At 54.8% G+C, this 25,095-nt stretch carries 22 protein-coding genes and 1 other RNA gene; 8 read left to right on the top strand and 15 right to left on the bottom strand.

What is annotated here, in order from left to right; genetic code table 11:
* Positions 1-12: 12 nt before the first annotated feature.
* From JFL75_RS06480 to JFL75_RS06495, 4 genes are all read right to left on the bottom strand, one after another.
* Positions 13-459 carry a MarR family winged helix-turn-helix transcriptional regulator gene (locus JFL75_RS06480; protein WP_215625872.1) on the bottom strand — a complete coding sequence of 149 codons (447 nt, stop codon included), beginning with the start codon at positions 457-459 and terminating at the stop codon, positions 13-15.
* A complete protein-coding gene (locus tag JFL75_RS06485) occupies positions 456-1,253 on the bottom strand; it encodes an MATE family efflux transporter (protein ID WP_215625873.1) in 798 nt (265 codons plus the stop codon). The genes JFL75_RS06480 and JFL75_RS06485 overlap by 4 nt, the downstream gene beginning before the upstream one ends.
* Complete coding sequence (locus JFL75_RS06490; protein WP_215625874.1) at positions 1,226-1,816, bottom strand: MATE family efflux transporter; 591 nt, start codon at positions 1,814-1,816, stop codon at positions 1,226-1,228. Before JFL75_RS06490 ends, JFL75_RS06485 begins: the two co-directional genes overlap by 28 nt.
* Positions 1,817-2,046: 230 nt before the next feature.
* Positions 2,047-2,961 carry a 1-phosphofructokinase family hexose kinase gene (locus tag JFL75_RS06495; protein WP_215625875.1) on the bottom strand — a complete coding sequence of 305 codons (915 nt, stop codon included), beginning with the start codon at positions 2,959-2,961 and terminating at the stop codon, positions 2,047-2,049.
* 85 nt (positions 2,962-3,046) lie between these two features.
* Here JFL75_RS06495 and JFL75_RS06500 point away from each other — a divergent pair, with 85 nt between their 5' ends.
* Positions 3,047-3,538, top strand: a complete 492-nt coding sequence (locus tag JFL75_RS06500) for a deoxycytidylate deaminase (RefSeq protein WP_215625876.1) — start codon at positions 3,047-3,049, stop codon at positions 3,536-3,538.
* 7 nt (positions 3,539-3,545) lie between these two features.
* The gene (locus JFL75_RS06505) at positions 3,546-5,279 is read left to right on the top strand and encodes a methyl-accepting chemotaxis protein (RefSeq protein WP_215625877.1); all 1,734 of its coding nucleotides are present in this window, start codon (positions 3,546-3,548) and stop codon (positions 5,277-5,279) included.
* Positions 5,280-5,285: 6 nt separating this feature from the next.
* Here JFL75_RS06505 and JFL75_RS06510 read toward each other — a convergent pair whose 3' ends face one another.
* Together JFL75_RS06510 and JFL75_RS06515 are read right to left on the bottom strand one after the other, a co-directional pair.
* Positions 5,286-6,236 carry a hypothetical protein gene (locus JFL75_RS06510; RefSeq protein WP_223292782.1) on the bottom strand — a complete coding sequence of 317 codons (951 nt, stop codon included), beginning with the start codon at positions 6,234-6,236 and terminating at the stop codon, positions 5,286-5,288.
* A 176-nt stretch (positions 6,237-6,412) separates the two neighbouring features.
* Positions 6,413-8,347, bottom strand: coding sequence for a flavocytochrome c (locus JFL75_RS06515; protein WP_215625879.1), 1,935 nt, complete (start codon positions 8,345-8,347; stop codon positions 6,413-6,415).
* Between the two features lie 177 nt (positions 8,348-8,524).
* On the opposite strand from JFL75_RS06515, the gene ssrA reads away from it, so the two are divergent.
* Both ssrA and JFL75_RS06525 read left to right on the top strand, forming a co-directional pair.
* Positions 8,525-8,874: a transfer-messenger RNA gene (gene ssrA / locus JFL75_RS06520) on the top strand.
* Between the two features lie 315 nt (positions 8,875-9,189).
* Positions 9,190-9,756 carry a P-loop NTPase family protein gene (locus JFL75_RS06525; RefSeq protein WP_215625880.1) on the top strand — a complete coding sequence of 189 codons (567 nt, stop codon included), beginning with the start codon at positions 9,190-9,192 and terminating at the stop codon, positions 9,754-9,756.
* On the opposite strand, the gene JFL75_RS06530 is transcribed toward JFL75_RS06525, so the two are convergent.
* The 9 genes from JFL75_RS06530 to JFL75_RS06570 all read right to left on the bottom strand — a co-directional run bounded on the left by JFL75_RS06530 (position 9,728) and on the right by JFL75_RS06570 (position 20,435).
* Complete coding sequence (locus JFL75_RS06530) at positions 9,728-10,786, bottom strand: HD-GYP domain-containing protein (RefSeq protein WP_215625881.1); 1,059 nt, start codon at positions 10,784-10,786, stop codon at positions 9,728-9,730. The genes JFL75_RS06525 and JFL75_RS06530 overlap by 29 nt on opposite strands.
* Positions 10,773-11,150, bottom strand: a complete 378-nt coding sequence (locus JFL75_RS06535) for an Hpt domain-containing protein (protein WP_215625882.1) — start codon at positions 11,148-11,150, stop codon at positions 10,773-10,775. Before JFL75_RS06535 ends, JFL75_RS06530 begins: the two co-directional genes overlap by 14 nt.
* Positions 11,151-11,339: 189 nt before the next feature.
* Positions 11,340-11,996, bottom strand: coding sequence for an ECF transporter S component (locus JFL75_RS06540; RefSeq protein ID WP_215625883.1), 657 nt, complete (start codon positions 11,994-11,996; stop codon positions 11,340-11,342).
* 87 nt (positions 11,997-12,083) lie between these two features.
* Positions 12,084-14,708 (bottom strand): energy-coupling factor transporter ATPase, encoded by a 2,625-nt coding sequence (locus tag JFL75_RS06545; RefSeq protein WP_215625884.1) that lies wholly within the window; start codon positions 14,706-14,708, stop codon positions 12,084-12,086.
* A gap of 18 nt (positions 14,709-14,726) precedes the next feature.
* Positions 14,727-16,088 carry a PFL family protein gene (locus JFL75_RS06550; RefSeq protein ID WP_215625885.1) on the bottom strand — a complete coding sequence of 454 codons (1,362 nt, stop codon included), beginning with the start codon at positions 16,086-16,088 and terminating at the stop codon, positions 14,727-14,729.
* Between the two features lie 10 nt (positions 16,089-16,098).
* Entirely contained in the window at positions 16,099-16,368 is a 270-nt protein-coding gene (locus tag JFL75_RS06555; protein ID WP_215625886.1) for an ACT domain-containing protein, read from the bottom strand.
* A gap of 131 nt (positions 16,369-16,499) precedes the next feature.
* On the bottom strand, positions 16,500-17,579 hold the full coding sequence (locus JFL75_RS06560) for an AI-2E family transporter (RefSeq protein ID WP_215625887.1): 1,080 nt from the start codon (positions 17,577-17,579) through the stop codon (positions 16,500-16,502).
* A 1-nt stretch (position 17,580) separates the two neighbouring features.
* Complete coding sequence (locus tag JFL75_RS06565; protein ID WP_215625888.1) at positions 17,581-19,620, bottom strand: tetratricopeptide repeat protein; 2,040 nt, start codon at positions 19,618-19,620, stop codon at positions 17,581-17,583.
* Between the two features lie 113 nt (positions 19,621-19,733).
* Entirely contained in the window at positions 19,734-20,435 is a 702-nt protein-coding gene (locus tag JFL75_RS06570; protein WP_215625889.1) for a tetratricopeptide repeat protein, read from the bottom strand.
* A 719-nt stretch (positions 20,436-21,154) separates the two neighbouring features.
* Between JFL75_RS06570 and JFL75_RS06575 the strand changes: the two genes are divergently transcribed.
* The 4 genes from JFL75_RS06575 to pdxY are packed head-to-tail and all read left to right on the top strand — an operon-like array spanning position 21,155 to position 24,991.
* Positions 21,155-22,543, top strand: coding sequence for a tetratricopeptide repeat protein (locus JFL75_RS06575; RefSeq protein WP_215625890.1), 1,389 nt, complete (start codon positions 21,155-21,157; stop codon positions 22,541-22,543).
* Positions 22,543-23,217, top strand: coding sequence for a metallophosphoesterase (locus JFL75_RS06580; protein WP_215625891.1), 675 nt, complete (start codon positions 22,543-22,545; stop codon positions 23,215-23,217). The genes JFL75_RS06575 and JFL75_RS06580 overlap by 1 nt, the downstream gene beginning before the upstream one ends.
* On the top strand, positions 23,214-24,134 hold the full coding sequence (locus tag JFL75_RS06585; RefSeq protein ID WP_215625892.1) for a transcriptional regulator: 921 nt from the start codon (positions 23,214-23,216) through the stop codon (positions 24,132-24,134). The genes JFL75_RS06580 and JFL75_RS06585 overlap by 4 nt, the downstream gene beginning before the upstream one ends.
* A gap of 2 nt (positions 24,135-24,136) precedes the next feature.
* Complete coding sequence (pdxY, locus tag JFL75_RS06590) at positions 24,137-24,991, top strand: pyridoxal kinase PdxY (RefSeq protein WP_215625893.1); 855 nt, start codon at positions 24,137-24,139, stop codon at positions 24,989-24,991.
* The last annotated feature ends 104 nt before the right edge of the window (positions 24,992-25,095 follow it).

The following is a 25,095-nucleotide window of genomic DNA, read 5'->3' on the forward strand; positions in this document are numbered from 1 at the left end:
ATTATGTCAGTTTCAACGGTCTCCCGGGGCAGTAATTTGGCGGAGAACCGATTCCAGCTCATCCAGAACCGGAATTAACCGCTGCCGCTCTTCCTCGGGCACGGTTTTCTGCAATACCCGGGCGAGAAAATCCAGACGGCGCTGCTGTTCCCCGTTGACTGAGGAAACACCCAGGGAAGTAATTCTGTAACAGACCTTCCGCCGGTCCCGAAGTTCCCGTTCCCGCTCGACCAGGCCTTCTTCTTCAAGCTTCTTCAGCATTATACACAGACTCGACGGGGAAATGGCGATTTCATCGCTCAGATCCGACAAGGTGACTCCGGTATGGGCCGAGAGCCGCCGGAGACACTGGAACCGCTCTTCGGTAAGTTCCGATTCGGCCCTGGGGAAAAGCCGCCAGGTACGCTTAAGCAGGGCGGCGCAGACAATAAGCCTTTGGGCAGCTTCCTGTTCTATCAAAGGTCACCCTCCTCCGGGACAGCCGGCGTCCGGATTATCCTCTTTTTCATCCACCGGCCGCTTTTATAGTAGATTACGGAAATGAGCAGTCCCATAAGCCAGCCCGTGGGCATGGCAAACCATACCCCCGTGACACCCCATAACCTGGAGAAAATCACCGCGCAGGGGATCCGGACGACCCACATGGCCATGATGGTGGAAACCATGGGAAGAACCGCCTCACCGGAACCGCGGATTACACCGTTGGTGACAAACATAATCGTAAAGAGGAAGTAGAAGGGAGCGATAACCCGAAGGTACTCCGCCCCTACCCGGACCACCTCGGTGTCGTGGGTAAAAATCCCTATCAGCATTTCCCCGCCGAAAAAAAGCACCGCCATAAGAACCACTGAAATTGAAAGCCCGATCTTGAGGGCCGCGTGGTATCCCCGCTTTACCCGGTCAAATTTCCCGGCGCCGATATTCTGGCCGGTAAAAGAAGACAGGGCGTTTCCGATATTCATGGCGGGCATACCCACAAAGGAATCGATCCGGCTTGCCGCCGCGTAGCCCGCCATAACCGCCGTACCGAAACCGTTGACCACCCCGGACATGAACATGAGCCCCAGGGAAACCAGGGACTGCTGCACCCCCGAGGGAAGACCGATCCTGAGGATCTGACGGAATATTTCCCGGTTGAATTTCAGCTTCAGAAAATTCGTCTTGAATATATCATGGGTTTTATTGAGGTACAGAACGGACACAATAAAGGAAAGCCCCTGGGCTATCACCGTTGCCCACGCGACGCCGTCCACCCCCAGCCAAAGACCCTGACGAAAACCAGATCGAGAATCACGTTGACGAGTGTCGCTATGATGAGCACATACAGGGGAGTAAGTGAATCGCCGAGTCCCCGGAGTATGGCCCCAACCACATTGTATCCGAAGGTCAGAAACAGGCCGATCAGCACAATCCTGAGGTACCGGGCAGCCTGGCCCATAACATCCTCCGGAACCCGGAGAAACCTGAGGATGGTATCAACCAGGAGGAGTCCCAAAACCGTGAGGATGATACTAGCGGCAATCAGGGTGATATAGGTTGTATCGATGGTTGCTTTGACCCGGCCACGGTCTTTGGCGCCGTAAAACTGGGCAATAAGCACATTGGCGCCCATGGAGATCCCCATCGCAAGGGAAACCATGAGAAAAACCACGGGAAAGGAAGCCCCCACCGCGGCAAGGGCTTCGGTACCGACATACCGCCCCACCACCCAGCTGTCAACCATATTATAAAACTGCTGGAACACATTTCCGATGAGCATGGGCAGGGCAAAAAGAATAATCAGCTTCGATTCGCTTCCCTCGGTTAAATCTTTCATAAGTAAAATAATTTTAACATAAAAATATTTTACTTGTCAATTAATTGGGGGAGCACAGAGACTGACAACCTGGAAAGCACCCGTGTTTTACCGGGTCCGCGGGTCCTGCCGGAAAAAAAACGGTGTTGGCTCCTCGTCGGCCTGCGGCCTCGAAAGTCGCTCAGCACCGTTTTTTTCCGGCACCCGGCGTTACCATTACGGCCGGGTGCATTCCGGTTTAGGCGCGGTTGTCACAGAATAGATCCGGGCTTCAGCTGAGCCGCGTTGAGGCGGCCGCACTCAATTCCTTTCTGAATTGCCCCGGAAAGGTCTTCCCCGTCTTCCAGGGCCGCGGCCAGCCCCGCGGTAAAGGCATCCCCGGATCCGGTAGAATTAAGCGGAACCAGGGGTTCAAATTCGAATTCCGAAAAAGAATTTCCCTCCGCGGCCCACACGGCACCCGGTCCCCGGGTAAGAACGACCCGGCATCCGAAATCGGCGCAGAGTTCCAGCATTTTTTCCGCGATTCTGGATTTACCGTCTCCGCCGATGGTCTCCGGAGCTATACCGGGGAAAAAGGTCGCCAAAAACTCAGAAAGGTTCGGCTTAATTATATCGGGGCGGAACCGGAGACTTCCGGTAAGATCCGGCCCCCGGATATCAAGGATGACCCGGAGACCCGCCGCTTTGGCCCGGCGGACCATACCGGGTATGAGTTCTCCGTCAAACCCGGCGGCTTTCGTTCCGGAGATGATAACCGTTTTAACCAGGGGAAGCAGTTTCTCAAACGCCCCGGCGATGAGTTTCCCCGTTTCCGGATGGACCGGCAGGGATTCCTCCACCAGTTCCGTTACCGTCGCATCCGTATCGTCGATCACGGTACAGCAGAACCGGATAGGACTGCGGCTTTCTTCCCAGCGAATATCGAGGCCTTCTTCCCGGCACATGGAAAGAAACAGGGAACAAAGCGGCCCCCCAAGCTGCGTAAGATGGACGGCCCCCCGGCCGAGCTGGGTCAATACCCGGGCAACGTTTACGCCTTTTCCCGAGACGTCAAACCGGTGCCTGTCCGTCCGGTTTACGCTGTTTTTAACGCAGGCGGCAAAACGCAGGGTTTTCTGAAAGGTCGGATTCAAACAAACCGTAAGAAACGACAATGATGCCATAGGAAACATCCTTATTTTTCGGTATTATGGGTTATACTTTACAGTAAGATCAACCGTGGTACAATGTAACATACAGGAGCAGCCAATGGCAGAAACGGTATATCAGAGGCCGAGCTGGGATGAATATTTTATGGAAGTCTGCGACGCTATCGCAAAACGGGCTACCTGCGACCGAGGCCGGTCCGGCTGCGTTATAGCAAAGGACAACCAGCTTTTGGTTACCGGATATGTGGGGGCGCCTTCGGGCCTGCCCCATTGTGATGAAGCGGGCCACCAGCTGAAGCAGATGGTTCACGAAGACGGTACCATAACCACCCATTGCGTCAGAACCGTCCACGCGGAGCAGAACGCCATCTGCCAGGCGGCGAAACGGGGCATTGCCATCGGCGGCGCTACCCTGTACTGCAGGATGACTCCCTGCAGAACCTGCGCCATGCTGATTATTAACTGCGGGATTGTCCGGGTTGTATGCCAGCGTCGGTACCACGACGCCGGGGATTCCGAAGCAATGTTCAAAATGGCCGGGATTTCACTGGAATATATTTCCCAGGAAATTCAGGAATACGACCGTCAATAGGCTGCCTATGAAAATAACGAAAAAAACAGCCCTCGGAATAGGAATAACCGCGGCCGCCGCTGCGGTACTGGTAATAAACATGCTGATCCAGTCCGGCACCGTCGCCGGATATCCGATGGAAGAACCGGTCCTGCGGGCGGTCCAGGGTATCATCATCCGCGGCGGATTGGTAAACCTTGTTCTGGTGCTTGGGGGAATCGTGTATTTCATCCTGGCCGCCGCATCAAACACACGGAAAGCCGACACTGTAAAAAAACTTGCCCGGAGACTTTCGGCGGGCAGCTTCAATGAACCCATAGTAATGGATGAAAAAGAGCATGATCCGGTTATTTCGGATCTCAGCACTGCCCTCAGCCGTTACGCGGAACTGTCCGGTACGGCGGACCGTTTTGCGGCGGAAATGCGGGAACTGCAGACAATTTTAAAGGATGAAAATTCCGAGCGTACCGCCGCGGCAGCGGCGATCAGCCAAAACATTGCCCTAACCACGGAGCGGTTTTCCGAGCTTGATACAATTATTACCCAGACCGAGGAATCCCTGGGGGCCATAAAAAACCATCTTGAACTTTTCCGGGACAAAACCGGCAGACAGTCCTCCGCCATGGAATACGCCGGGAACGCCCTAGAGGAAACCTGCTCCGGAGCGGATACGATCGCGCTCCGGCTTGGCCGGAACGCCCAAAAAGCGGAAGAACTGGAACAGGGTATCCTCGCGGGGGAAGAACAAGTCCAGAATGCCAACGATATATTAAAAAGCATTTCCAAGGATGTTGAAAAAATCACCGAAATAACCGAAATCATCAACCAGATTTCAGAACAGACAAATATTCTGTCCATGAACGCCGCCATCGAAAGCGCCCACGCGGGGGCGGCCGGAGCGGGATTCGCGGTGGTAGCCGATGAAATCCGGAAACTGGCGGATTCAACCCGGGAAAACGCCCAGCGGATCCATGAGGAAGTTACCGCGCTTACAAAAAAAATCAAGGAAGCCATGGCGTCGAGCGACGATTCCTTCCGGTCATTCAGCTCAATTACCGGGGAAGTCCGGCAGTTTACCAAAGAGGTGTATGATCTCAGCGCCCTCGCCCTGGAAAACAAGGAAAAAAACAGGCAGATCGACACCTCAGTCAGTGATTCCCTGGAGATCGCCCGCTCCATACGGGACGGGACAGCGGAAATTCTCATTCATTACCAGACATTTCACAGTTCTATAGAACAGGTCCGGCAGCTTTCCCAAGGAACCAGAAACGGTATCCGGGAAATTCAGTCGGGGACCCTTGAAATTCTTGAAAAAACGGAAGGACTGGAACAAAAAGCCGCGGAAAGCCTGGGCCGCACGGAAAAAATAAAGACAGACTCCCGCAACCGGCCCGGTACAGCGGAAAAAACGGCGGCCCCGCCCTCCGGCGGCAGCCGGATCCCGCCGGCAGCCGCCGGAGTCCCTGCCCGGGAACCGGAATCCGCGCCCCGGAGAAAAACCGAACTCTTTACCCTGCGCGCCCCAACCGAGGAAGAACGGGCAGCCGGCAAGGCGCCGGAAGATGTGGTTATTCCCGCTGCACAGCCTCTCCGGGAAAGCGCAGCCGCCGCTGCATCCAGCCAAAAAACGCCGGCTTCGGCGGAGCCTACACCGGCAGCAGACAGGTCCGCGCAAAGCCGCGAAGAAGTCCCAGAGGATGATGACATCTATTACGATGAACGGGGGGTGGCGGTCAAGCGTCCGCCGATTACGATTCCGTAATCCCTATTATTCCGCGGCTATGCGGTATTTTAAATAGAGACCTTCAAGGGTATTTTTCGGTCCCGGCGATTTCGTATGAGCCCTGAAATACGCGGAATCCCTCCGGTCAACGTAAAAGTCGTATATTCCCCGGGGATCGTTTTTCTTAACCATGGTAAATGAAGGATTTCGGCCGAGGTAAGACCGGACTTCCTCATGGTCCACGGCGTTGACCTTGAACCGTTTAAGCCGGGTCCGCACTTCCTGAATTTCCTCATAGGAAAGCCCAAAGAGAAATTCCTCCAGGGCCCACCGGGTTTCGTCCCGGGAAATTCCATCCAGAATAAAAGACTGCCAGTCCTCATCCAGGTCGATTGAAACCCGGACCAGCTCGCTGGAACCATCCATGGTACCGAAACACGGCGGCGCCCCATGGCGGGCGGCCCACAGCGCCTGAAGGGAGGGAATATGGTGGATGGACCGGGGGTCGGTCCCGCTGTCCCAGAGGGATATGAGATCCTCCGCGAGGACATCTTTTTTTTCATCATTAAAATCAGGGTCGTCCAGGCAGGAAATATACACATCCTCAGCAATAAGAGTGCAGATTATTGAAAAAATCGTCCGTCCCAGGGGTTTCCGGAATTCCGGTTTTTCCGTGGTAAGCATCAGGAGCAGGGAAAAAGCATGGGTCTTGGCCACCAGGAACCCCCGGGTGGCGACAATCCTTGTGGGAGTATGGAGCAGTCTCGCCGAAGGGGAAAAATTCCCCAGGGAAGCAATGATCCCGCCCTTTACCCGTAAGCCCCCCCTGAGTTCCTGGGATTTTCTCACCGAAGGAAAACAGGAAATTGCCGCCCCGAAATTTCTGAGGCAGGAAAGCCGCTCCTCGGCCAGGGACGCTTCATCCGGCGAGTGTTCCCGCAGATAGGCCATTACCCTGCTAATCAAATCTTCCTCAACGGTGTCCAAAATAACCATGGGAGTTGTATTTTCTTTCTGATACAGCAATTGACCGGAACCCATATATCAAAAGTATCTCAGGAACGGTTATATTTCAACTCCCCGGCTCCCGGTTTCGTAAAAAAATAAGGGCCCGGAATGGAATATCCGGGCCCCGAAAGAACAGAATTACGGTTTTTTACATACCGGAAACGTTATTTCCCCTGGGAAACATTGACCCCGGCAATCCTTCCGTAGGTAAGAGCGTCGGGAACCGCGTTGGCGCCGATACGGTTGCCGCCGTGTATGCCGCCGGTTACTTCGCCGGCCGCGTACAGCCCGGGAATGATGGTACCGTCGGCTTTGAGCACATGGGTATCCGTGTCGATCTGGACGCCGCCCATGGTGTGGTGTACCGCGGGCTGCCGGGGAATCGCGTAATAGGGACCGCCGGCGGTGAGAAGGATATTATCGGCGAAGGAATTCCGCCCGAATTCCGGGTCCACGTTGGTCCGGCTTGCCTGGTTGAATTTTTCCACACTGGACGCCAGCGCCTGCGGAGGAACGCCGATTTTGCGGGCCAGTTCCTCGATGGTATCGGCTTTAAAGACCTTGCCCTGGGCAATGAGGTCGTCCACATGCTGACCGAACTTGTTGACCCCCTGGGCGTCAAGGTAATTGTTCTTCTCATTGGTGATGAGGTAGAACATAGAACCGGGCTGCTCCAGGGCGGCCTTAACCAGGTTGTCCCGGCGTTCCAGTTCATTGACGAAACGGACGCCGTTCTTATTAATGAACATCGCCGTCGCCTGTCCGACGTATCCGCTGGCGGCACCGGTCTGGGGATCACAGGTCGGAAGCAGCTGGATAAGGTTCATGTCAATGACGTTGGCGCCGATATTCTGGGCCATCACAATGCCGTCGCCGGTAATGGCGGGACTGTTGCTCGTTTTGATGCTGGCATCCAAGGTCGCCCACTGGGTATTGTATTTTTCCCGCATTTCCACATTGGCGCCGAACCCGCCGCTGGCAAGAATAACGCCCTTGTTTGCCGTAAACTCATAGGGAGTACCGTCCGCTCCGGTGGCTTTGACACCCACAACCCGGTTACCCTTCATGATAAATTCATCGGCCTTTACTTCCCTGAGGATCTCCACGGGGTAGTTGTTGGCGTTGATAACCTTGCTGTAGATCTCGATAAAACCAATGCCGCTCTTGTAATCCCGGGCTTCATGGGACCGGGGCCACAGGGCGCCGACATAGGTCAGGGTGAAGTCCTTCCACACAAGGCCCATGTCCGCGAGCTGGTTCATGGTGACCGGCGATTCCTCGGCCAGTTTATAGATCAGCTCAAGGTTCCCCAGATAATCCCCGGCGTCATAGGTCTGGAGGGCATGAAGTTCTTCGGAATCAAAGAGATATGTTTCGCCCGACGCCAGATAGGCGTCAAAATCGGCTTTGAGAATATCCCGGAGCTGCGTGTGCAGCGGGTTCAAAGTCGGTTTCGCCAGCAGGTCCTGGACGGATTTAATCTGGGCGGCGGTGATTTTCTGAAGGTGCTCGCGGTCAAGATCCACCGCGTTGTACCCGCCGCCGGCGAGGATAGTATTGCCCCCGAGGATGGCGGTTTTTTCAATAACAATTACCGAAGCTCCGTTTTCAGCGGCGGCCACCGCTGCGGACATACCCGCGCCGCCGCCGCCGATGATGATAACATCGGCTTTTTCAGCAACCAGTTTCTTTGCCGCGGCTTTCTTCCCGCCGGGAACCTTAAGGGCGGCGATATCGGCGCCGGCCTGGGTCAGGCAGTCTTCCACCGCCGCCATGATGGCGTTGCTGGTCATGGTCGCGCCGGCGATGCCGTCCACCGCAAGGGTCTGACCGTCTACGATCGCCGCGGGAATCCGTTCAATGGCGGGATCGGAAATCCCGGGGGTTTCACTGTGTTTTACCACGGCAATTGACTGGATAGCATTGCCGCTTACGGTAACTTCCACGGTTACATCACCGTTCATACCCGCCGCTTTCGCGGTGTACGTACCGGGATTGTAGGTCACCGAAGACTTGGTGCTGGTACAGGCAACCATGGCGCCTGCCAGACAGAGACTTAACAGCACGGATGCAAAAAAAAGTAATCCTCTGCGCTTCACTGTTTTTTTTCCTTTCTTCAAAGAATTAATAATTTTTATAGAAAAAATTATGCTGATAAGCTACCAGTGTATACAATGATTGTCAATATGAATAAATTTTTATTTATTAAAACAGCGATACGGCGCAGGTCTATTGACCGGACCGCGGTATATTCCGTATATTAGAATACTGTATCCGGGGGTGCACCGGTTTCGACTGGTACGGTTCGGGATGCAGGCTGCAGGTGGAGTGCCGACCTCCTAACATTCGGCAAAAATTTAACTGCCGACAACGACAGTTACGCTCTCGCTGCATAAACAGCGGAACGCGGGAACCGGCTCCGCCGCCTTGAGGAACCGAATTCCCGTCGCAATCGAGGCTGGTCAAGCTCCGGGTCCGGACGGGGTGCGATGAGATTTTCCCGGAATACGGAAACACCGCGTGCCGTGTAGCCAAGCGTTTCCCGACAATCTGATACACGACTAAACCTGTAGATGCCTGTATTCCGCGTATTAGGACGCGGGTTCGATTCCCGCCACCTCCAAAAAAGTGTTTATTCCCGGATAAGCGGGGATCGAACACTTTTTTGCGGCCCCGGAAAGCCGAGATATCGCAGGCTTGACGGGGTCAGCAGCCATGGATGGATGCTGAGCAAAAAAGACGGCCTGGAGACGGGCCGGCAGGAGGCCGGACCGGCGCAAGGTCGATTCCCGCCACCTCCAAAAAAGTGTTTATTCCCGGATAAGCGGGGATCGAACACTTTTTTGCGGCCCCGAAGATGCGAAAACATCGGAGGGGTAAATCCGCAGGCTGCGGACCGGCGCGCGGTTGATCCCCGCCGCTTTCAGGAAAAACAAGAACCATGAAAATAGCCATTCTCGGTTTCAGCGGCAGCGGAAAATCAACCCTCGCCAAACATCTGGGATTGTCCCTTGGGATTCCTGTCCTGTATCTCGATACCGTTCAATTCGGACCGGGCTGGGCAGAACGGGACAGAACCAAAGCGCTTGGCATAGTCGCCGGTTTTATGCTCGGGGACAGCTGGATTATCGAGGGAAATTACGTTTCGTTTTTTCAAAATGAACGGCTGGAACAGGCGGACTTCATTATTTATTTGGATTTCTCACGGCTGGCCTGTCTGCGGCGGGCCGTCAGACGGTTTTTTCAATATCGGAATAAAACCCGCGAAAGTATGGCGGCCGGATGCAGGGAAAAGTTTGATCCGGAATTCGCCTGGTGGATTCTGTACAAGGGAAGAACCCCAAAGAAAAGGGCGTATTACGCAAAGGTTCTGGAAAAGTATAAAGATAAAGCTATTGTTATCAGAAATCAGAAACAGCTCGATCGTATTATGCGCAGCGGCATAGGGTTTTCGGATCTTGGACAGTTTGTCCCGGGCGCTACTGGTACTGCTTCGATATTTCCTTAAATCTATCCTGAAGCTCAAGAACCGCATCGGTAATAATGGGATCAAACTGAGTGCCCCGTCCTTCGGCGATTATTTTGATAGCCTCTTCGTAGGGGTACGCTTCTTTATAAACCCTGGCGCATACCAGCGCGTCATACACATCAACAATCGACAGGATCCTGGCGGAAAGGGGAATATCCCGGCCCTTGAGCCCCTGGGGATACCCTTTGCCGTCAAAGCGTTCATGGTGGCAGTAGCAGATATCCCGGCAGTGCTGGAGATACACCGTATCGCTGAGGTTGAGGATGGATTCGATAATATCCTTTCCGATGGTGGTATGGGTTTTGATGATCTCAAATTCCTCAGGAAGCAGCCGACCCGGTTTAAGAAGAATCTTATCGGGGATGCCTATTTTGCCTATGTCGTGGAGGGGAACCGATTTGACGATAATTTCCGGTTCCAGGGAACGGAGCTCATCGGCGTATTCGGAATGTTCCAGGAGATAATCCACCAGGACCTGGGAAAAATAAAAAGTCCGTTTAACGTGGCTTCCGGATTCGAGGTTGCGGTATTCAATTATATTCGCCATGGCCTGGAGCATATTATCCAGGGTTGAAGTGATTTCGGCGGCTTTCTGCTCGACCATTGCTTCCAGGCTGTCACTGTAATTTTTGAGTTCGATCTGGTTGGCGACCCTGAGTTTTACTATTTCCGGAAGGAAGGGCTTGGAAATAAAATCCACCGCCCCGGCGGAAAGGGCGTCAATTTCCGCGTCCGACGTGGTAATGAATATTACCGGGATGCGTTTAAAGGTATCATGTTTTTTCATGATATCCAGCATCTCATACCCGTTCATCTCGGGCATAAAGATGTCCAGCAGGATGATCTTAGGCAGAGTTTCAGCCTTGTGCAGTATATCCAGAGCCTCTACGCCGTTCCGGGCCGTAATTATGGAATAATTATCCTTTAAAATCTCCTCAAGGATGAGGAGGTTCGTTTCAACATCATCAACTACCAGTACTGTCGGTTTTTTCAGGTTATACGTTCCCATGCTGTGCGATTACCTTATCAATTGCATCCAGGGTATGAGTAAAGGATTGGCGTACCGCTTCCACCATCGCGGGGTCAACGGAGCCAGTCTTTATTTGGGTTTCCAGTTCCTGCGCTTTAAGGTACAGGTGATTCAGTGAAAGATTTGCGGCGATGCCCTTTAATGTATGGGCTTTTCCCCTGGCGTCTTCCATATCATTGGAATCGATTGCCGCCGCAAGTTCTTCAAAATTGGTTTCGTCCTGAAACTTTTTTAACAGTTTTATGAAAAGGTTTTTATTGCCTAAAACCCGTTTTAGGCCTTCATCCCAATAAATATATTCATCGCCGCTGTCGGTTCCACGGGGACCATGTACATCGGACATTTTTTCCACCCTCCTGGAATACAAAATAGCGTACTCCGCCATAAGTATACCATAAATCCGTAATTTTGTAATACAAACGCGCATATCGGCTTAAATGCAGGATTATCCAACGGAAAAAGCATAGTAAAAAGCCGGCCCCTTGTCCATCCCCGTTATCCGATATCGCGGAAAAATGGAAAAAATCCTGCCTTAGCTGGTTCCGCCGCTTTTTGTCTCCGGCGGCGCTGACGCCTCCCGGGAAAGCTTCGACCGGCCGATCCGCCCGGGGATCCGCTTCCAGGCGAGTACTATGGCGATGGTTATGACCGCCGCCACCGCTGCTTCCGCGGGGCCGTTTGCCAGGGCAGCCGCCAGGACCAGCGGCCACGGAAAGAAACCGAAGAAACCGAGGCCGGACAGAACCAGGGCGGTATTAACCAGGGTTCCCGCCACCGCCGCCACCGCAATGGCAACCGATTCAAGGACAATCCACGGCTGGGCATTTTCCTGTCCGGGCGCAGCTCCGCGTTTTTTGCCGCCGCTTATTGCCCTATAGAGCAGCCACGCCACGGGACCTATAAAAAGCCGGGGAAGCACGGAAATAAGGGGGTTTACAAAGGCGACATCCATGACTCCCAGCGGGGCCGTGGCCGCCTGGATCAGGCTGAAAACACCGAACAGCAGTCCGATAAAGGCACCGACCACGGGGCCCTCCAGGATGGCGCCGATAATAACCGGAATATGCATAATCGTCACAGAGGCGCCGGAAAACCAGGGAATAAAACCGAGTCTGGTGATCCCAAGCACTATTATTACAGCGGAAAGCACACCGGCGGTGGCAATTTTCCTAACCCGAGAACTTGCCATGTTTCCTCCAAAAAAAATCATTTCCGGAATTATACACAATTATCGGCCTTCCGCAAGGATTCTTGGGGAGCACTGCGGCTGCCCAGATTACCGCTTCCCATCCCCGCCGAAAAGGCGCAGTTCCATGGCCTGGGCCAGGACGAGAGACCGTTCCAGGGCCCTGAGAAAGAGAGGCACCACCATGGCCGCGGCGGCCTTAAGCCGGCCTTTCCCGGTATACCCGCCGCCCCGGGACAGCTGGGCGGTGACAATACGTTCCGCTTCTTCGGTCAGGATCGGCACAAAGCGGAAGGTGATCCCTATGGCCAGGGAGACATCCCTCACGGGGAGTCCGATTTTTCCGAAGGGCCGCAAGCCCCGGGATATGCTCCTGAGGAACTCCCGCAGGGGGGTAACCGCGGAATACAGCGCCAGGATTGCCATAAGCGCGATAAGGCGGGTTACCAGCAGGACAGACCGCAGGACTTCATTGGCGGTAACCGAAAACATTCCCAATGAAAAAAGCACCGGACTTTCATCGTTGGCCCAGCTGAAGGCCAGCTGAATGATCACGATGAGCAGGATATAGGGAAGCGCGGGGATAATCCCCCTGAGCAGGTGTTTCGGTCCCACCGAAGCGAGAAAGGTCCCCGCCAGGAGGGTAACACACAGAACACTGATGGGGAAAAGGGGATGCTGTCCTGCCACGGCAAAAACCGACAATGCCAATGCCAGGATGAGTTTTATCCCCGCCCCGAGGTTTCTCAGGAATGACGGCCGGTCCAGAAACTGGCCCAGGGTTGTATTGCGGAAGAACTCAATCCCCGTCCTGGAACGTTTCCGCTTTTTCCCCCGGCCGGGTTTGCCTGTGCAGGGAGACTCACCGCCTGAGCCGCGGCGGTCCTGCCGCCGGGGTGTCCGGACAGTATCCGGGCCGGGATTTTCCCCATCCCGCATGGTGCGGACCGTGTCCAGAAGTTCCGCCGACGTAAGGGGTATACGGTCCGGGTCCGACAAACAGGACTCGCAGAGGGCGCGGAAAACCTGTACCACCCAGGGCAGGCGCATATCCCACTCAGATTTCCAGTAGGTGCCGAAAATCTCCCGGGGCGGTCCGAACGCGGCGAGGCGGCCGTCCAGCATCACCGCCACAAAATCGAATTTCGCGGCCTGCTCCATGGAATGGGTTGAAACGAATACGGTCCGTCCTTCGCCCCGCAGCCCTGAAATAATGCCGGAAACCCGTTCCTTGCCGTTGCCGTCCAGGGCGGCGTAAGGTTCATCCAGGATAACCAGATCACTGTCCAAGGCCAGCACCCCCGCCAGAGCGGCCCGCCGCTTTTCCCCGCCCGAAAGCCCCCGGGTTTCCCGGTCACCGTATTCAGCGTAACTGAGTCCGGTTTTTTCCATGGACTGCGTGACCCGTTCCAGGAGTTCCGCGCCCCGGAGACCGGCGTTCCGGGGACCGTAGGCAACATCATCGGCCACATAGGTTTCGTACAGAGCGCTTTCGGGATTCTGGATTCCCAGAACCGCCCGGAAGCGGAGTTTTCGGAGGTCCGTGGCTGTATCCGCCGTGTCACAGCCGAATACCGAAACAATCCCCGCCGACGGGAGCAGGAGCGCGTTGATATGCTTCATCAGGGTCGACTTGCCCGACCCCGAAGGGCCGATACACGCCACGGAACTGTTTTCCGGAACGGCAAAGGTTACGTCGGAAATACCCGGCGACTCATAGGCGGTTCCCGCCAGATACCGGTGGGAAACACCGCTGAAATCAACAGCGGCGCCGTCTCCGGCGGCGGAAATATCCGGAGAAATCCCGGAACCAGGAGAATTTTTGCGGAAAAAAGCGGAGACAGACTCCGGTGGAAGAGCCCGCAGGACGGCGGCGGCGGTTTCGGCGGGATCCGGGGATCCCACGGAAAATCCCGGCAGCAGTTCCGCGAGGCCCCGGATGGTTTGGAACGACTCGGGGAGACGGAATCCCCAGGATTCAAGGGAGTCCAGCCGCAGCAGTTCCTCGGGGCCTCCGTCAAATACGAGACGGCCCTGGTGAAGAACGATACAGCGGGGACAGCGGAAGGCTTCTTCCAGGGAATGGGTTACCTGGAGTATGGTCTTCCCTTCGGCGGAAAGAATATCCAGAAAGGAAAGGAAGGTTTCCCTGCCGGCGGGATCAATCATGGAGGTGGCTTCATCCAGGGCAATGACATCCGTTTCCAGGGCAAGTATTCCGGCAACGGCCAGGCGCTGTTTTTCGCCCCCCGACAGGAACTGCGGAGGCCTGGACCTGAGGTGTTCGAGCTGGACGGTTTTCAGCGCACGGCTGACCCGCTCCCAGACTTCACCTTCGGGGATTCCGAGATTCTCCGGGCCAAAGGCGACATCCTCCTCAACCACGGAACTTACTATCTGGTCGTCGGGATTCTGAAGAACCGTACCGAGAATTTTCCGGACAGCCCCCAGGTCCGAGGGAATCCCCGGGTCAAGGACAGTCCCGCCGGGACCGGTAACGGACACTATCCCCGGAGGGATCTCGCACCGGCCGTTGAGGCAGCTGAGCAGGGTGCTTTTTCCGGAACCGTTGGAACCCAGGACCGCGATCCGCTCTCCCGCAAAAACCGAAAGGCTGATATCAGAAAGCGCCGGCTGTGTCACTTGCTCGTAGGTATAGGAGAGGTTTGTAATGGTTATAAGCGGTCCCGCTCCGCTGTGCCCTGGCCCATCCATACCGGTCGCCGTCCCCTCCTAGTTCCGGAAACTATGGATGGGAGCGGGGATTCTCCCGCCCCGGGCAATGAAGGCGTCACTCTTCGCGCTGTTCAGGGCCATCACCGGGGCGCCGCCGAGGAGACCGCCGAATTCAGCCCAGTCCCCCGCTTTCTTGCCCGGAACCGGAATAATCCGTACGGCGGTGGTCTTGTTATTGACCATACCAATAGCCATTTCATCGGCAATAACCGCGGAAAGGGTGGCCGCGGAGGTATCGCCCGGAACGGCGATCATATCGAGGCCCACGGAACAGACGCTGGTCATGGCTTCCAGTTTATCAATGGTAATGGTCCCGGATTCCACGGCCTGAACCATGCCTTCATCCTCGGATACGGGAATAAAGGCCCCGGAAAAACCGCCCACATGGGTCGAAGCCATGACACCGCCTTTCTTAACCATATCGGTGAGCATGGCCAGGGCGGCGGTGGTACCATGGGTGCCGGCGGCTTCCAGCCCCATTTCCTCAAGGATTCTCGCCACCGAATCCCCTACTTCCGGGGTCGGCGCCAGGGAAAGATCCAGGATACCGAAGGGAACCCCGAGCCTTTTGGCGGCTTCCATTCCCACCAGCTGTCCCATGCGGGTAATTTTAAAAGCGGTCTTTTTTATGACATCCGCGATTTCATCGAAACTGGCGCCCCGGCTGGATTCCAGGGCAGCCTTAACCACCCCCGGCCCGGAAACCCCCACGTTGAGGCAGGATTCACCCTCCCCGGGGCCGTGAAACGCCCCGGCCATAAAGGGATTGTCCTCGGGGGCGTTGCAGAATACCACCAGTTTGGCGCAGCCGATCCCGTCCCGGGACGCGGTCAGCTCCGCGGCGGCCTTTATGGTATGCCCCATCTCACGGACCGCGTCCATGTTGATCCCGCTTTTGGTGCTCGCCACGTTTACCGAAGCGCAGACCCGCTCGGTGGATGCCAGGGCGGCGGGAATAGAATTAATAAGAATGGAATCCCCCGACGAACATCCCTTCTGGACCAGGGCTGAAAAACCGCCGATAAAATCAACCTCCAGTTCCTTGGCCACGCCGTCGAGGGTTTCCGCGTAGGCAGTATACTCGCGGTCATCAGACGCCCCCGCGATCAGGGCAATCGGCGTAACGGAGATACGTTTGTTGATAATGGGAATGCCGTATTCAATTTCAATTTCCCGGCCGGTCTTTACCAGGCGGCCCGCGACGGAAAGCAGTTTTTCCCGGATACGGCGGCGGGTTTCCGTACCCGACGCGGCGATGCAGTCCAGGAGGGAAACCCCCAGGGTGATCGCCCGGATATCGAGTTTGTACCGGAGGAACATATCCACGGTTTCCCGTATTTCAAAGGGGGTGAAAAGCATGGCCGGTTCCTTATATACGGTGCATGGCGCTGAACACCCGTTCATGCATGACACTGATGGAGACATTCATGGACTCGCCCATGGCGGAAAGCTCATTTTTGACCGTTTCCAGGGGTTTCAGGCTATGGGAAAGATCCACCATCATCATCATGACGAAATTGCCGGATAATACGGTCTGGCTGATATCTTCGATATTGATATTGCGCTCCGCCAGGAACGCGCTGACCTTGGCGATTATTCCGACCTTGTCATTCCCTACCACGGTTACAATGGCATTCATGTTTTCCTCCGGAAAAGCAGACTGGGGTTCCAATGGTTAGTATTATACAGAAAAGGCCGTCCCCCGTCATCAGAAGCCGGTGCGGGAAGAGCCTTTTTTGGGATATTTGCAGGAAATTGCGGACCGCCGGCTTATTTCTCCCGGATTTTATGCTCGCTCAGGAACAGATCAAGAACGGTCAGGAACAGGATGACCACCATGGGCCCCAGGATAAGGCCGTTGAATCCGAAAGCGCTGACGCCCCCGAGGATGGCGAAAAAGATGATCAGGGGATGGAGTTTTACCCGGTCCTTTAAAAAGAGGGGTCTCAGGATATTATCCAGGGATGAAACAGTCACCGTGCAGATGGCCATAAAGAGAATTCCCCGGCCAATATGGCCCTGGGCAATAAAGAAAATACCGATAGGCAGCCAGATAACCACCGGACCAAGCATGGGTATAAAGGAAAAGAAAATAATCAGTATGGCAAATACAAAAGCGCCCTGTACACGGAAGATAAGAAAAATTATGTACGCCACCACAGCCTGAATTAACCCGACCATAATATACCCCATGAACAGGTTTCGGGTGATATCCTTGAATTTCCCCACCAGCTGGTCGGTATATTCCTTGCGGATGGGGATGGCGTGGAACAGCAGTTTGGAAAGATACGCGCCGTCGAGATAAAAGAAAAAGAGGCAGAAAATCATAAAGACCAGGTTCACGAAGAACGATCCCACATTGCGGACCACATCGGTTCCCCACTGCATAACCTGCTGGATTGCTCCCGTAAGGAAGGACATGATGTTGGCCTGAACTTCATCGGCGCTTATATCGATATAACCGGAAGACACATTGCGGATAAATTCAGAAATTGTATGAAGGGTATTTTTGAAGATCTCAGAGCCGTCGGCGAACACGGTTTTTGCGCTGTTCATGAGTTCCCAAATCTGTTTTGAAAACTGGAACACCACAAAGGAAAGGGGAATAAGGATCAGCACCACGGTACCGATGGAAAAAGCTCCCGCCCAAAGGCTGCGCAGGAGCTTTCCTTTTTTTGTATCGGGATCGATGTTTCTTACAACCCGGTGATGGAGGGGACTGAACAGAACGTACAATAAACAGGACCAGAGCAGCACCGAGAAGAAGGGGAAAAAAAGCCGGCAAACCAAAAGAAAAAGCAGAACCAGGATTCCGCCGAAAACCCAGTTCTGTATGGTCTTTGGCTGCATCCTACAGGCCTCCGAGGATCCGTTCGGCTTCCGCCTTTCTGGAGTAATCGGGGTTGCGGGTGAGAAGGTCCGAAAGGTATTTCTTGGCCGACGTGTGATCACCCAGGCTTGCGTAGGTTTTGCCCAGTTCCAGTATGGCGTCCCAGTTATTCGGGGCGACTTTGATCACCGCCAGGTACGCGTCCCTGGCGGCGTTGAGGTTGCCCGCCCCAACGTATGCCCGGGCGAGGTTAACCCGGACAGTGGCGTTTCCGCTGTCCACGGAAAGGGCTTTTTCGTAATGCTGTACGCTTTTCGCCCATTCTTCCTTGCTGGCGTAGGCGGCGCCGAGGTTATTGTTGACCTCAAAGGAATTCGGCTCCGCGCTGTAGGCTTCGGTAAGCAGGGCAAGGGCCTGGTCCGGGAATCCGTTTTCCAGGTACAAGCGGCCGAGATTAATCCGGGGGCGGACATAGGCCTTATCCAGGGAAACCGCCCTGGTATAGCTGGAAATAGCCCCGTCGATATCGCCGTTTTCCTCGCATGCGAGCCCCAGGGTGTACTGGAACGACGCATTGGAAGGCGCCGAGTCGGCGGCTTTTTTCGCGTAGGTCAGGGCATCAGCGGGTTTTTCCAGGGCCAGTTTGACCACCGCCATGTTGTAGTTTGTCTGGCCGTCGTCAGGGGCGGCCTGCAGGGCCCGGCCGAAATAGGATTCAGCTCCGGCGTAATCCCCGGAGGCGCTCAGGGCGGCTCCCATTTCCCGGAGAGAAGCCACATCGCTGGGAGCGTACTGCAGGGCTTTTCCGAATGAATCGATGGCACCTTTGGTATCTCCCTTGGCGTAAAGGATACGGCCGATCTCCCGGTGGGCTACGGCGTAATCCGGGGTTATACCCACGGCCCTCCGGTAGGCGGCTAACGCTTCGTCCTGGCGGCCGAGCACCCGGAGGGTTCCGCCGAGATTGTACCACGCCGGAGCGAAATCGCTTTTAAGATGGGTGGTGGTTTCAAAGGCCTGCCGGGCGTCGGCGTATTTGCGGGAATTAAAATACACCCGGCCGAGGTCAAAGGAATACAGGTAATTCCCCGGATCGAGCCGGACTGCTTCTTTAAGTTCGGTGATGGCGTTGTCCCACTGCCGGAGGTCCCGGTTTATTTTGCCCAGGGTATAGTGGGGAAGCGCCTGGGAAGGATCCTTCTGAATCGCCGTCCTGGCGTGGGAAATGGCCTCCTTAACCGCGGCCTGACCGGCTTCGCTGTCCGGAGCCGTGCTGTAGGTATCGTAATACGCGTCGGCGATCTCCGCGTACTTCTGTGCCTCAAACCGCGCCTCCCCCGGAGGCAGCCGGGAAAGGGCCTCCCCGAAGGACGAAGACGCCCCGGACAGGTCGTTCCGCTCGAGGGCCGTTTTTCCCTGGGAGATAAGGTCGTTGACGACCCGCATCTGGTTCTGAATTTCCCGGGATTTCCTGGCCAGTTCTTCCTCCTGGGCTTTGACCCTGGCGGCCTCCGCCTCGGCGGCGGCCCGGCGTTCAGCCTCCGCGGCGGCCCGGGCGGCGGCGGCTTCTTCCTGCCGGATCCGGTTTTCTTCCTGTACTCTCTGGCGTTCTTCCTCCGCCCGACGCTGGGCGGCGATTTCTTCGGCGCTGGGTGTCCGGACCTGGGGCGGCTGCTGGACCGCGGCGTTACTGCCCCCTGACGCCGCCGCGCCGGCGCTTACCGCGGAGGTCAGGGCCTCCCGGTTGAGGGCTTCCTGTTCCCGGGCCCTCTGCTCCGCCGCATCCCGGGCGCCCCTTGAGGCAAGTATGGCCTCATCCCGGAGTGACCGTGCGTCGATATCCGAGGAATTGTCTATCAGGAGCCGGTCCAGCAGATCCAGAGCCCGCTGGTATTCACCCTGTTGAATATATTCCCTGGCCAGGGAAAGGGTGTTCGTGCGGGAATCGGAGACGGCATCGCCGCCGCCCCCTCGTCTGAAAAACAGAAACGCGCCGATTATAAGCAGTACAACTACGACGACACCGGCGCCGACACCGATAAAAACCTTCTTCTTATCCATAAAATATCACCTAAATCAATTATTCGCCAAAACGGCTGTTTATTTCAAACAACCACTGTAAGAACCCAGGGTTACATCCGGGTGTTCAGCAAAAAAGCCTTCTTTTCCAAGGGTTATTCCAATTCGAATTCACCTTCGTACCCCAGAACATCCTCGGTCCCGGCGGACAGGCCCTTGGTTTCCTCCGCCGCCGCCTGGAGGGAGGCGGAAACTTCCTCCAGAAGCTGACGCCTCCGTTCGGCTTCCGCCTTGGCCTGAGCCTCGGCGATGATCTGCCGCTGTTCCTCCGCCGCGAATTCCGCCCGGATAAAGCCCACAAGCTGCTCAATTTCCGGCCGTTTCGGGGATGTGGGCTCCAGGCTCAGAAAATGTTCGTAATCCGGAATGGCATCATTGAGAGCGCCCGTACGGACTCTGGTATTGGCCCTGTTGAGATACGCCGAGGCAAAGGCCGGATCAGCCTCAATAGCCTGGGTATAATACTGTTCCGCGAAGGACGCGCTGCCCTTACTAAAATACGCATTTCCCAGGTTGTAGGCAATCAGCGCCGTTTTTGTCCCGGCCCTGGGAAGAATTTTCCGGAAGACCGCGATAGCCTCGTCGACACGGTCAAGCTGCTGGTAGGCGATACCCAGGTACAGGGCGGCGGTAACATTGGCGGGATCCTCCGCGGCGGCGGCTTCCAGGAATACCAGGGCTTCCTGGGGTTTATTCTGCAGAAAAAGCTCTTCCCCCCGGGCAAACGAGGTTTGTCCGAAAAGAGGCAGACCGAATATACAGCCGAGAACCAGAAACGCCAGTGTTTTTTTCACCATAAATCTATACTCCAAATTACTGCCATCAGGGTAACCGCATTATTTTTATTGCTCAAACCGGAAGCATGATATAAACAAGCTCGGGGTCCTGCCGCAGTATATGAGGTCCGGCTCCGTGTCCTCTGGACACGACGTGTCGGCCTGCGGCCTCGAAAGTCGCTCGGACCCCATATACTGCGGCACCCCACGGTACCTTTTCTCCCCCATGCTTCCGGTCCGGTTATCTACCAATCATGCGGTTACCCTGCTTTTGAGGGGTACTCCGTATGATCGAACAGGTCCGGAAGGGTGTAAGGCCGGCAGCGGCGATGGTACTATCCCGCAGCAAAATATTATTACTATCGGCATGATTCCGATAGTTCTTTATTCTACAGGAACCATAGCATACATACGGGATTACCCGATGGACAGCACCGCCACCAGCTAGGCAGCCACATCCTACGAAAACAGCCCCCCATACCCAGCCCCTATGGAAGGACACCCGCAGTATATACGATCAGTAGCATGGTCTACCCAAGGCAACGCGGGGTGTCAGATGAAAAGAAAAACCGCTGTGCGGGATTTTTTTCATCCGACGGGCCCCGCAGATTTGGTATTTCCATGATGCTGTGCTGAGCACTAATGATACTGTGGACATCCTGCATACCCATGGTTTGACAGGACTTCATAAAATCTTTACTCTTCTATAATAAAGATACCATATCGAAACAGGAAAAGTCATGAATATAGTGATCGCAATCATCATCGTTCTCGGTGTGGCCGTCGGGTTTTTGATTTTTTTCCTGATAAAATCCCTGGCCGCGCCAAAACGGGTTGAAGTATTGGCGAATCTCCTCAAAAACGGAAAAGTCCAGACAGCTATAAAAACCGCAAAAGCCATTATCGCAAAGGACCAGCGAAACGCCGAAGCCCATTATTACCTCGGCAAAGCCTACCTCGCCGAAAACAAGGCGGAACTCGCCTTGATGGAGTTCAAGGCGGTCAACCAGATCGGCCTCATCGGGCAAAATATCCCTGAATCTGATTTTCGGCAGAATATGGCGCAGCTGTACGTAAAATTCGGCCAGATTGAAGAGGCTTTGAAGGAATATGTCCTGCTGATTAAGCTGGACCCCCGCAAGGCGGACAACTATTACTGGGCGGGGAAGCTCTTTATGGAGCGCAACCGCAGCGACATGGCCCTGAATTACCTCAGAAAGGCGGCGGAACTCAGTCCCCGGGACGGCAAAGTTCATTATGAACTGGGAGCCATGCTGTACAAGGATAAAAAATCCTCCGAAGCCCGGGCGGAACTGGAGACAGCCCTTAAATTCCAGCCCGACAATGCCCAGGCCCATTTTTACCTGGGCAAACTCCAGAAAGATTCCAAGGATTACAACGCCGCCCTGGCGTCTTTTGAAAAAGCCCAGCGGGATGCCCAGTTCAAAATAAAAGCCCTGGTGGAACGGGGCGGTATCTACATGTCCATGAATGCCGTGGACAAGGCGATTCCGGAACTGGAACGGGCGGTAAAAGCTATCACCGACGACGGGAACCAGGATGCCCTTTACGCGCGGTATTTTCTCGCCATGTGTTTCGAGAAGAACCGGGAGCTGGATAAAGCCATCGCCCAGTGGGACAAAATATACGCTAAAAAGAAGAATTTCCGGGATGTGGGGGAAAAGCTGTCCCAGTATCAGGAATTCAGGGCCGACGATAAGATGAAGGATTACCTCACCGCGGGCCAGGCGGAGTACCTGGAATTGTGCAAAGCCATCGTAACCCAGTCCATGGCTTTGCAGGTGCAGGACATGAAATCCCTGCCCAACGGCTGCGACATCATCGCCATGGAAAACGATTCCGCCAAGTGGCGCAATGTCCGGAAAATGCCCCGGCTGATACGGTTTTTCAGGATGCCGGAAATGGTGGATGAAACGAAAATCAGGGATATTCTGGAGGAGATAAAGAAGCTCAATATAACCCGCGCGGTGATAATCACCAGTTCCGGATTCTCCCGGCCGGCAGCGGAATTCGCCGATTCCCGGCCGGTGGAACTTTTCGGCAAGGATCAGCTGCAGAACCTGATGCAGAATGTTGAGCTGAAAGGCACCAGCCCAAAACGGCGCTGATGAAAATCCTCTGCGTTTCCGATCAGATTGATCCTCTGGTGTACACGAATTCGATCAAGGAACGCTTTGCCGACATTGATCTCGTTCTCAGCGCGGGCGACCTGCCCATGGATTACCTCGAATTCATTGTCTCAAGCCTCAATAAACCCGTGCTCTTCGTGTTCGGCAACCACAACCTGAAGGAACTTCGCTATTACCGGAAAACCTTTGACGACCATATCAGCAGCGCCTGGGACACCCAGGATCTTAATCCCAAAGGTTCCGGCGCCGTGCATATCGGATCCCGGATCATCCGCGAAGGGGATCTCATTATCGCGGGACTCGGCGGGTCCCTGGTGTACAACCACGGGGAGAACCAGTTTACGAATTTTCAGATGAACCTGGAAATACTCAAGCTTATTCCCAAAATGCTCTATTACCGTATTACCAAAGGCCGTTTCCTGGATATACTCCTGACCCACGCGTCACCGGAGGGCATCCATGACCGGCCCGATCCATGCCACCGGGGATTCAAAGCCTTTCTCTGGTTTATGCGGGTATTTAAGCCCAAATATCTGCTCCACGGTCATATTCACCTCTATGACCTCAGCGACCTGCGTACATCCCAGTACCATGAAACAACGATAATCAACGTCTACAGTCATTATCTTATTGATACCGAGGATAAGAAATGAGCGATACCTACAAAATGCAGGCGGCGGATGATTTTTCCAAGGCCAGGGGCAAGGCGCTGCTGTCGAAAATTCAGAATTTTATGAACACCGACAAGGACAAACTCCTGTCCTTCAACGATGTCAAGGAAATCCTCCAGCCGAAGAATGAGACTTATAAGGGCATGCAGGTGGTTCCTATCAATCTTATTGTAGGAAGCGAAGGCCGCTACCGGGATTTCAACAAATATTTTCTGCCCAAGTCCGAGCATCTCCGGTCCCGCTGGGAGCGGGTCGACGTAGCCCATCTCAAAGATATTATCCTGCCCCCTATCCAGCTCTACGAAATCGGCGGGGTCTATTTTGTCCGGGACGGGAACCACCGGGTGTCGGTTGCCCGGGCACAGGGCATCGGAGCCATTGACGCGGAGGTGGTGAGCCTTTCCAGTGAAGTAAAGATTAAGCCCGGAATGACCACCGATGAACTGCGCGGGGCCGTAATCGAATACGAAAAAAAACTTTTTTACGAGAAAACAAATTTCGGGAAGCTGACCGACTGCTACGATCTGGATTTTTCGGTTCCCGGACGGTACGATGTGATTTACAACCATATTCTGGTTCATAAGTATTATCTCAACGAAAATTCCAATATCGAGATAGAGTTTTCCGATGCCCTGGTATCCTGGTACAACAATGTGTATGACCCTATTATAGAAATCATCAGGGATGAACGGCTGTATTATAACTTTCCCGACAGGACACCCAGTGATCTGTACGTCTGGATCGCCAAGCATTGGGATTTTCTGAAGAAAAAATACGGGGTCAACTATTCCATTGCCGACGCGGCCATGGATTTTTCGCGCAAGTACGGAAGGAAACCGTCGAATGTTTTCGATTATATAATCCTGTTTTTCAGCAAACTTTTCAGGAGAAAGAAATAACCATGGCCATACTTTCCATCCAATCGCATGTTACCTACGGCTATGTGGGGAATACCGCAGCAACCTTTCCGCTCCAGCGGCTGGGATATGATGTGTGGGCAGTCAACACAGTAGAATTTTCAAACCACACGGGGTACCGTTCCTGGCGGGGTATTGTACTCAACCCCGATCTTGTGGGGGAGCTGATCCTGGGGCTGGAAGAACGGGAGGTGCTCCATAACTGCGAAGCGGTGCTTTCGGGTTATATGGGGGATCCCGAGGTCGGCCACGCGATTATTGAAACGGTAAAAAAAATACGGAATATTGTTCCGGGTCTTCTGTACTGCTGCGATCCCGTTATGGGGGATGTGGGACGGGGCTTTTACGTTCGGCCGGGGATTCCCGAAATTTTCAAGAATGAAGTAATTCCCCTGGCGGATATTGTGACGCCCAACCAGTTTGAGCTGGAGGCCCTTACGGGGATAAGCGCCGATACCATAGACAAAACGAGAAAAGCCATCGACGCGGTGCATGCCATGGGTCCCCGGATCGTGCTGGTCACCAGCTACCGGGGAAGCGATACCCCCGAAGGCCACTTATCCATGCTCGTCTCCGACGGCAGCGGGCTGTACCGCATTACCACCAGGGAACTCATCCTGGATGAAAATACCGCCGGATCCGGAGACCTTACAACGGCGCTGTTCCTTGCACGGTATCTTGAAACCCGCCACGCCGGCCATGCCCTGGAAAAAGCGGCGGCATCGATATTCGGCATCATGGAAGCCACGTCCCGGGCGAAAAGCAAGGAGCTGTATATCGTCAAAGCCCAGGACGAGATTGTTTCCCCCGGAAGGTCCTTCACGGCCGAGAAACTGTAACACCTGGATCGGCCCCGTACGATACCGGAAACACCATCCCATACCCGGCGCTTCCGCGGACCGCGAATACCCGCCCCGCGGAATTGTATCCTCACACTTCTGTG

It is taken from the genome of Breznakiella homolactica, from assembly GCF_016616095.2.
Classification (GTDB): Bacteria; Spirochaetota; Spirochaetia; order Treponematales; family Breznakiellaceae; genus Breznakiella; species Breznakiella homolactica.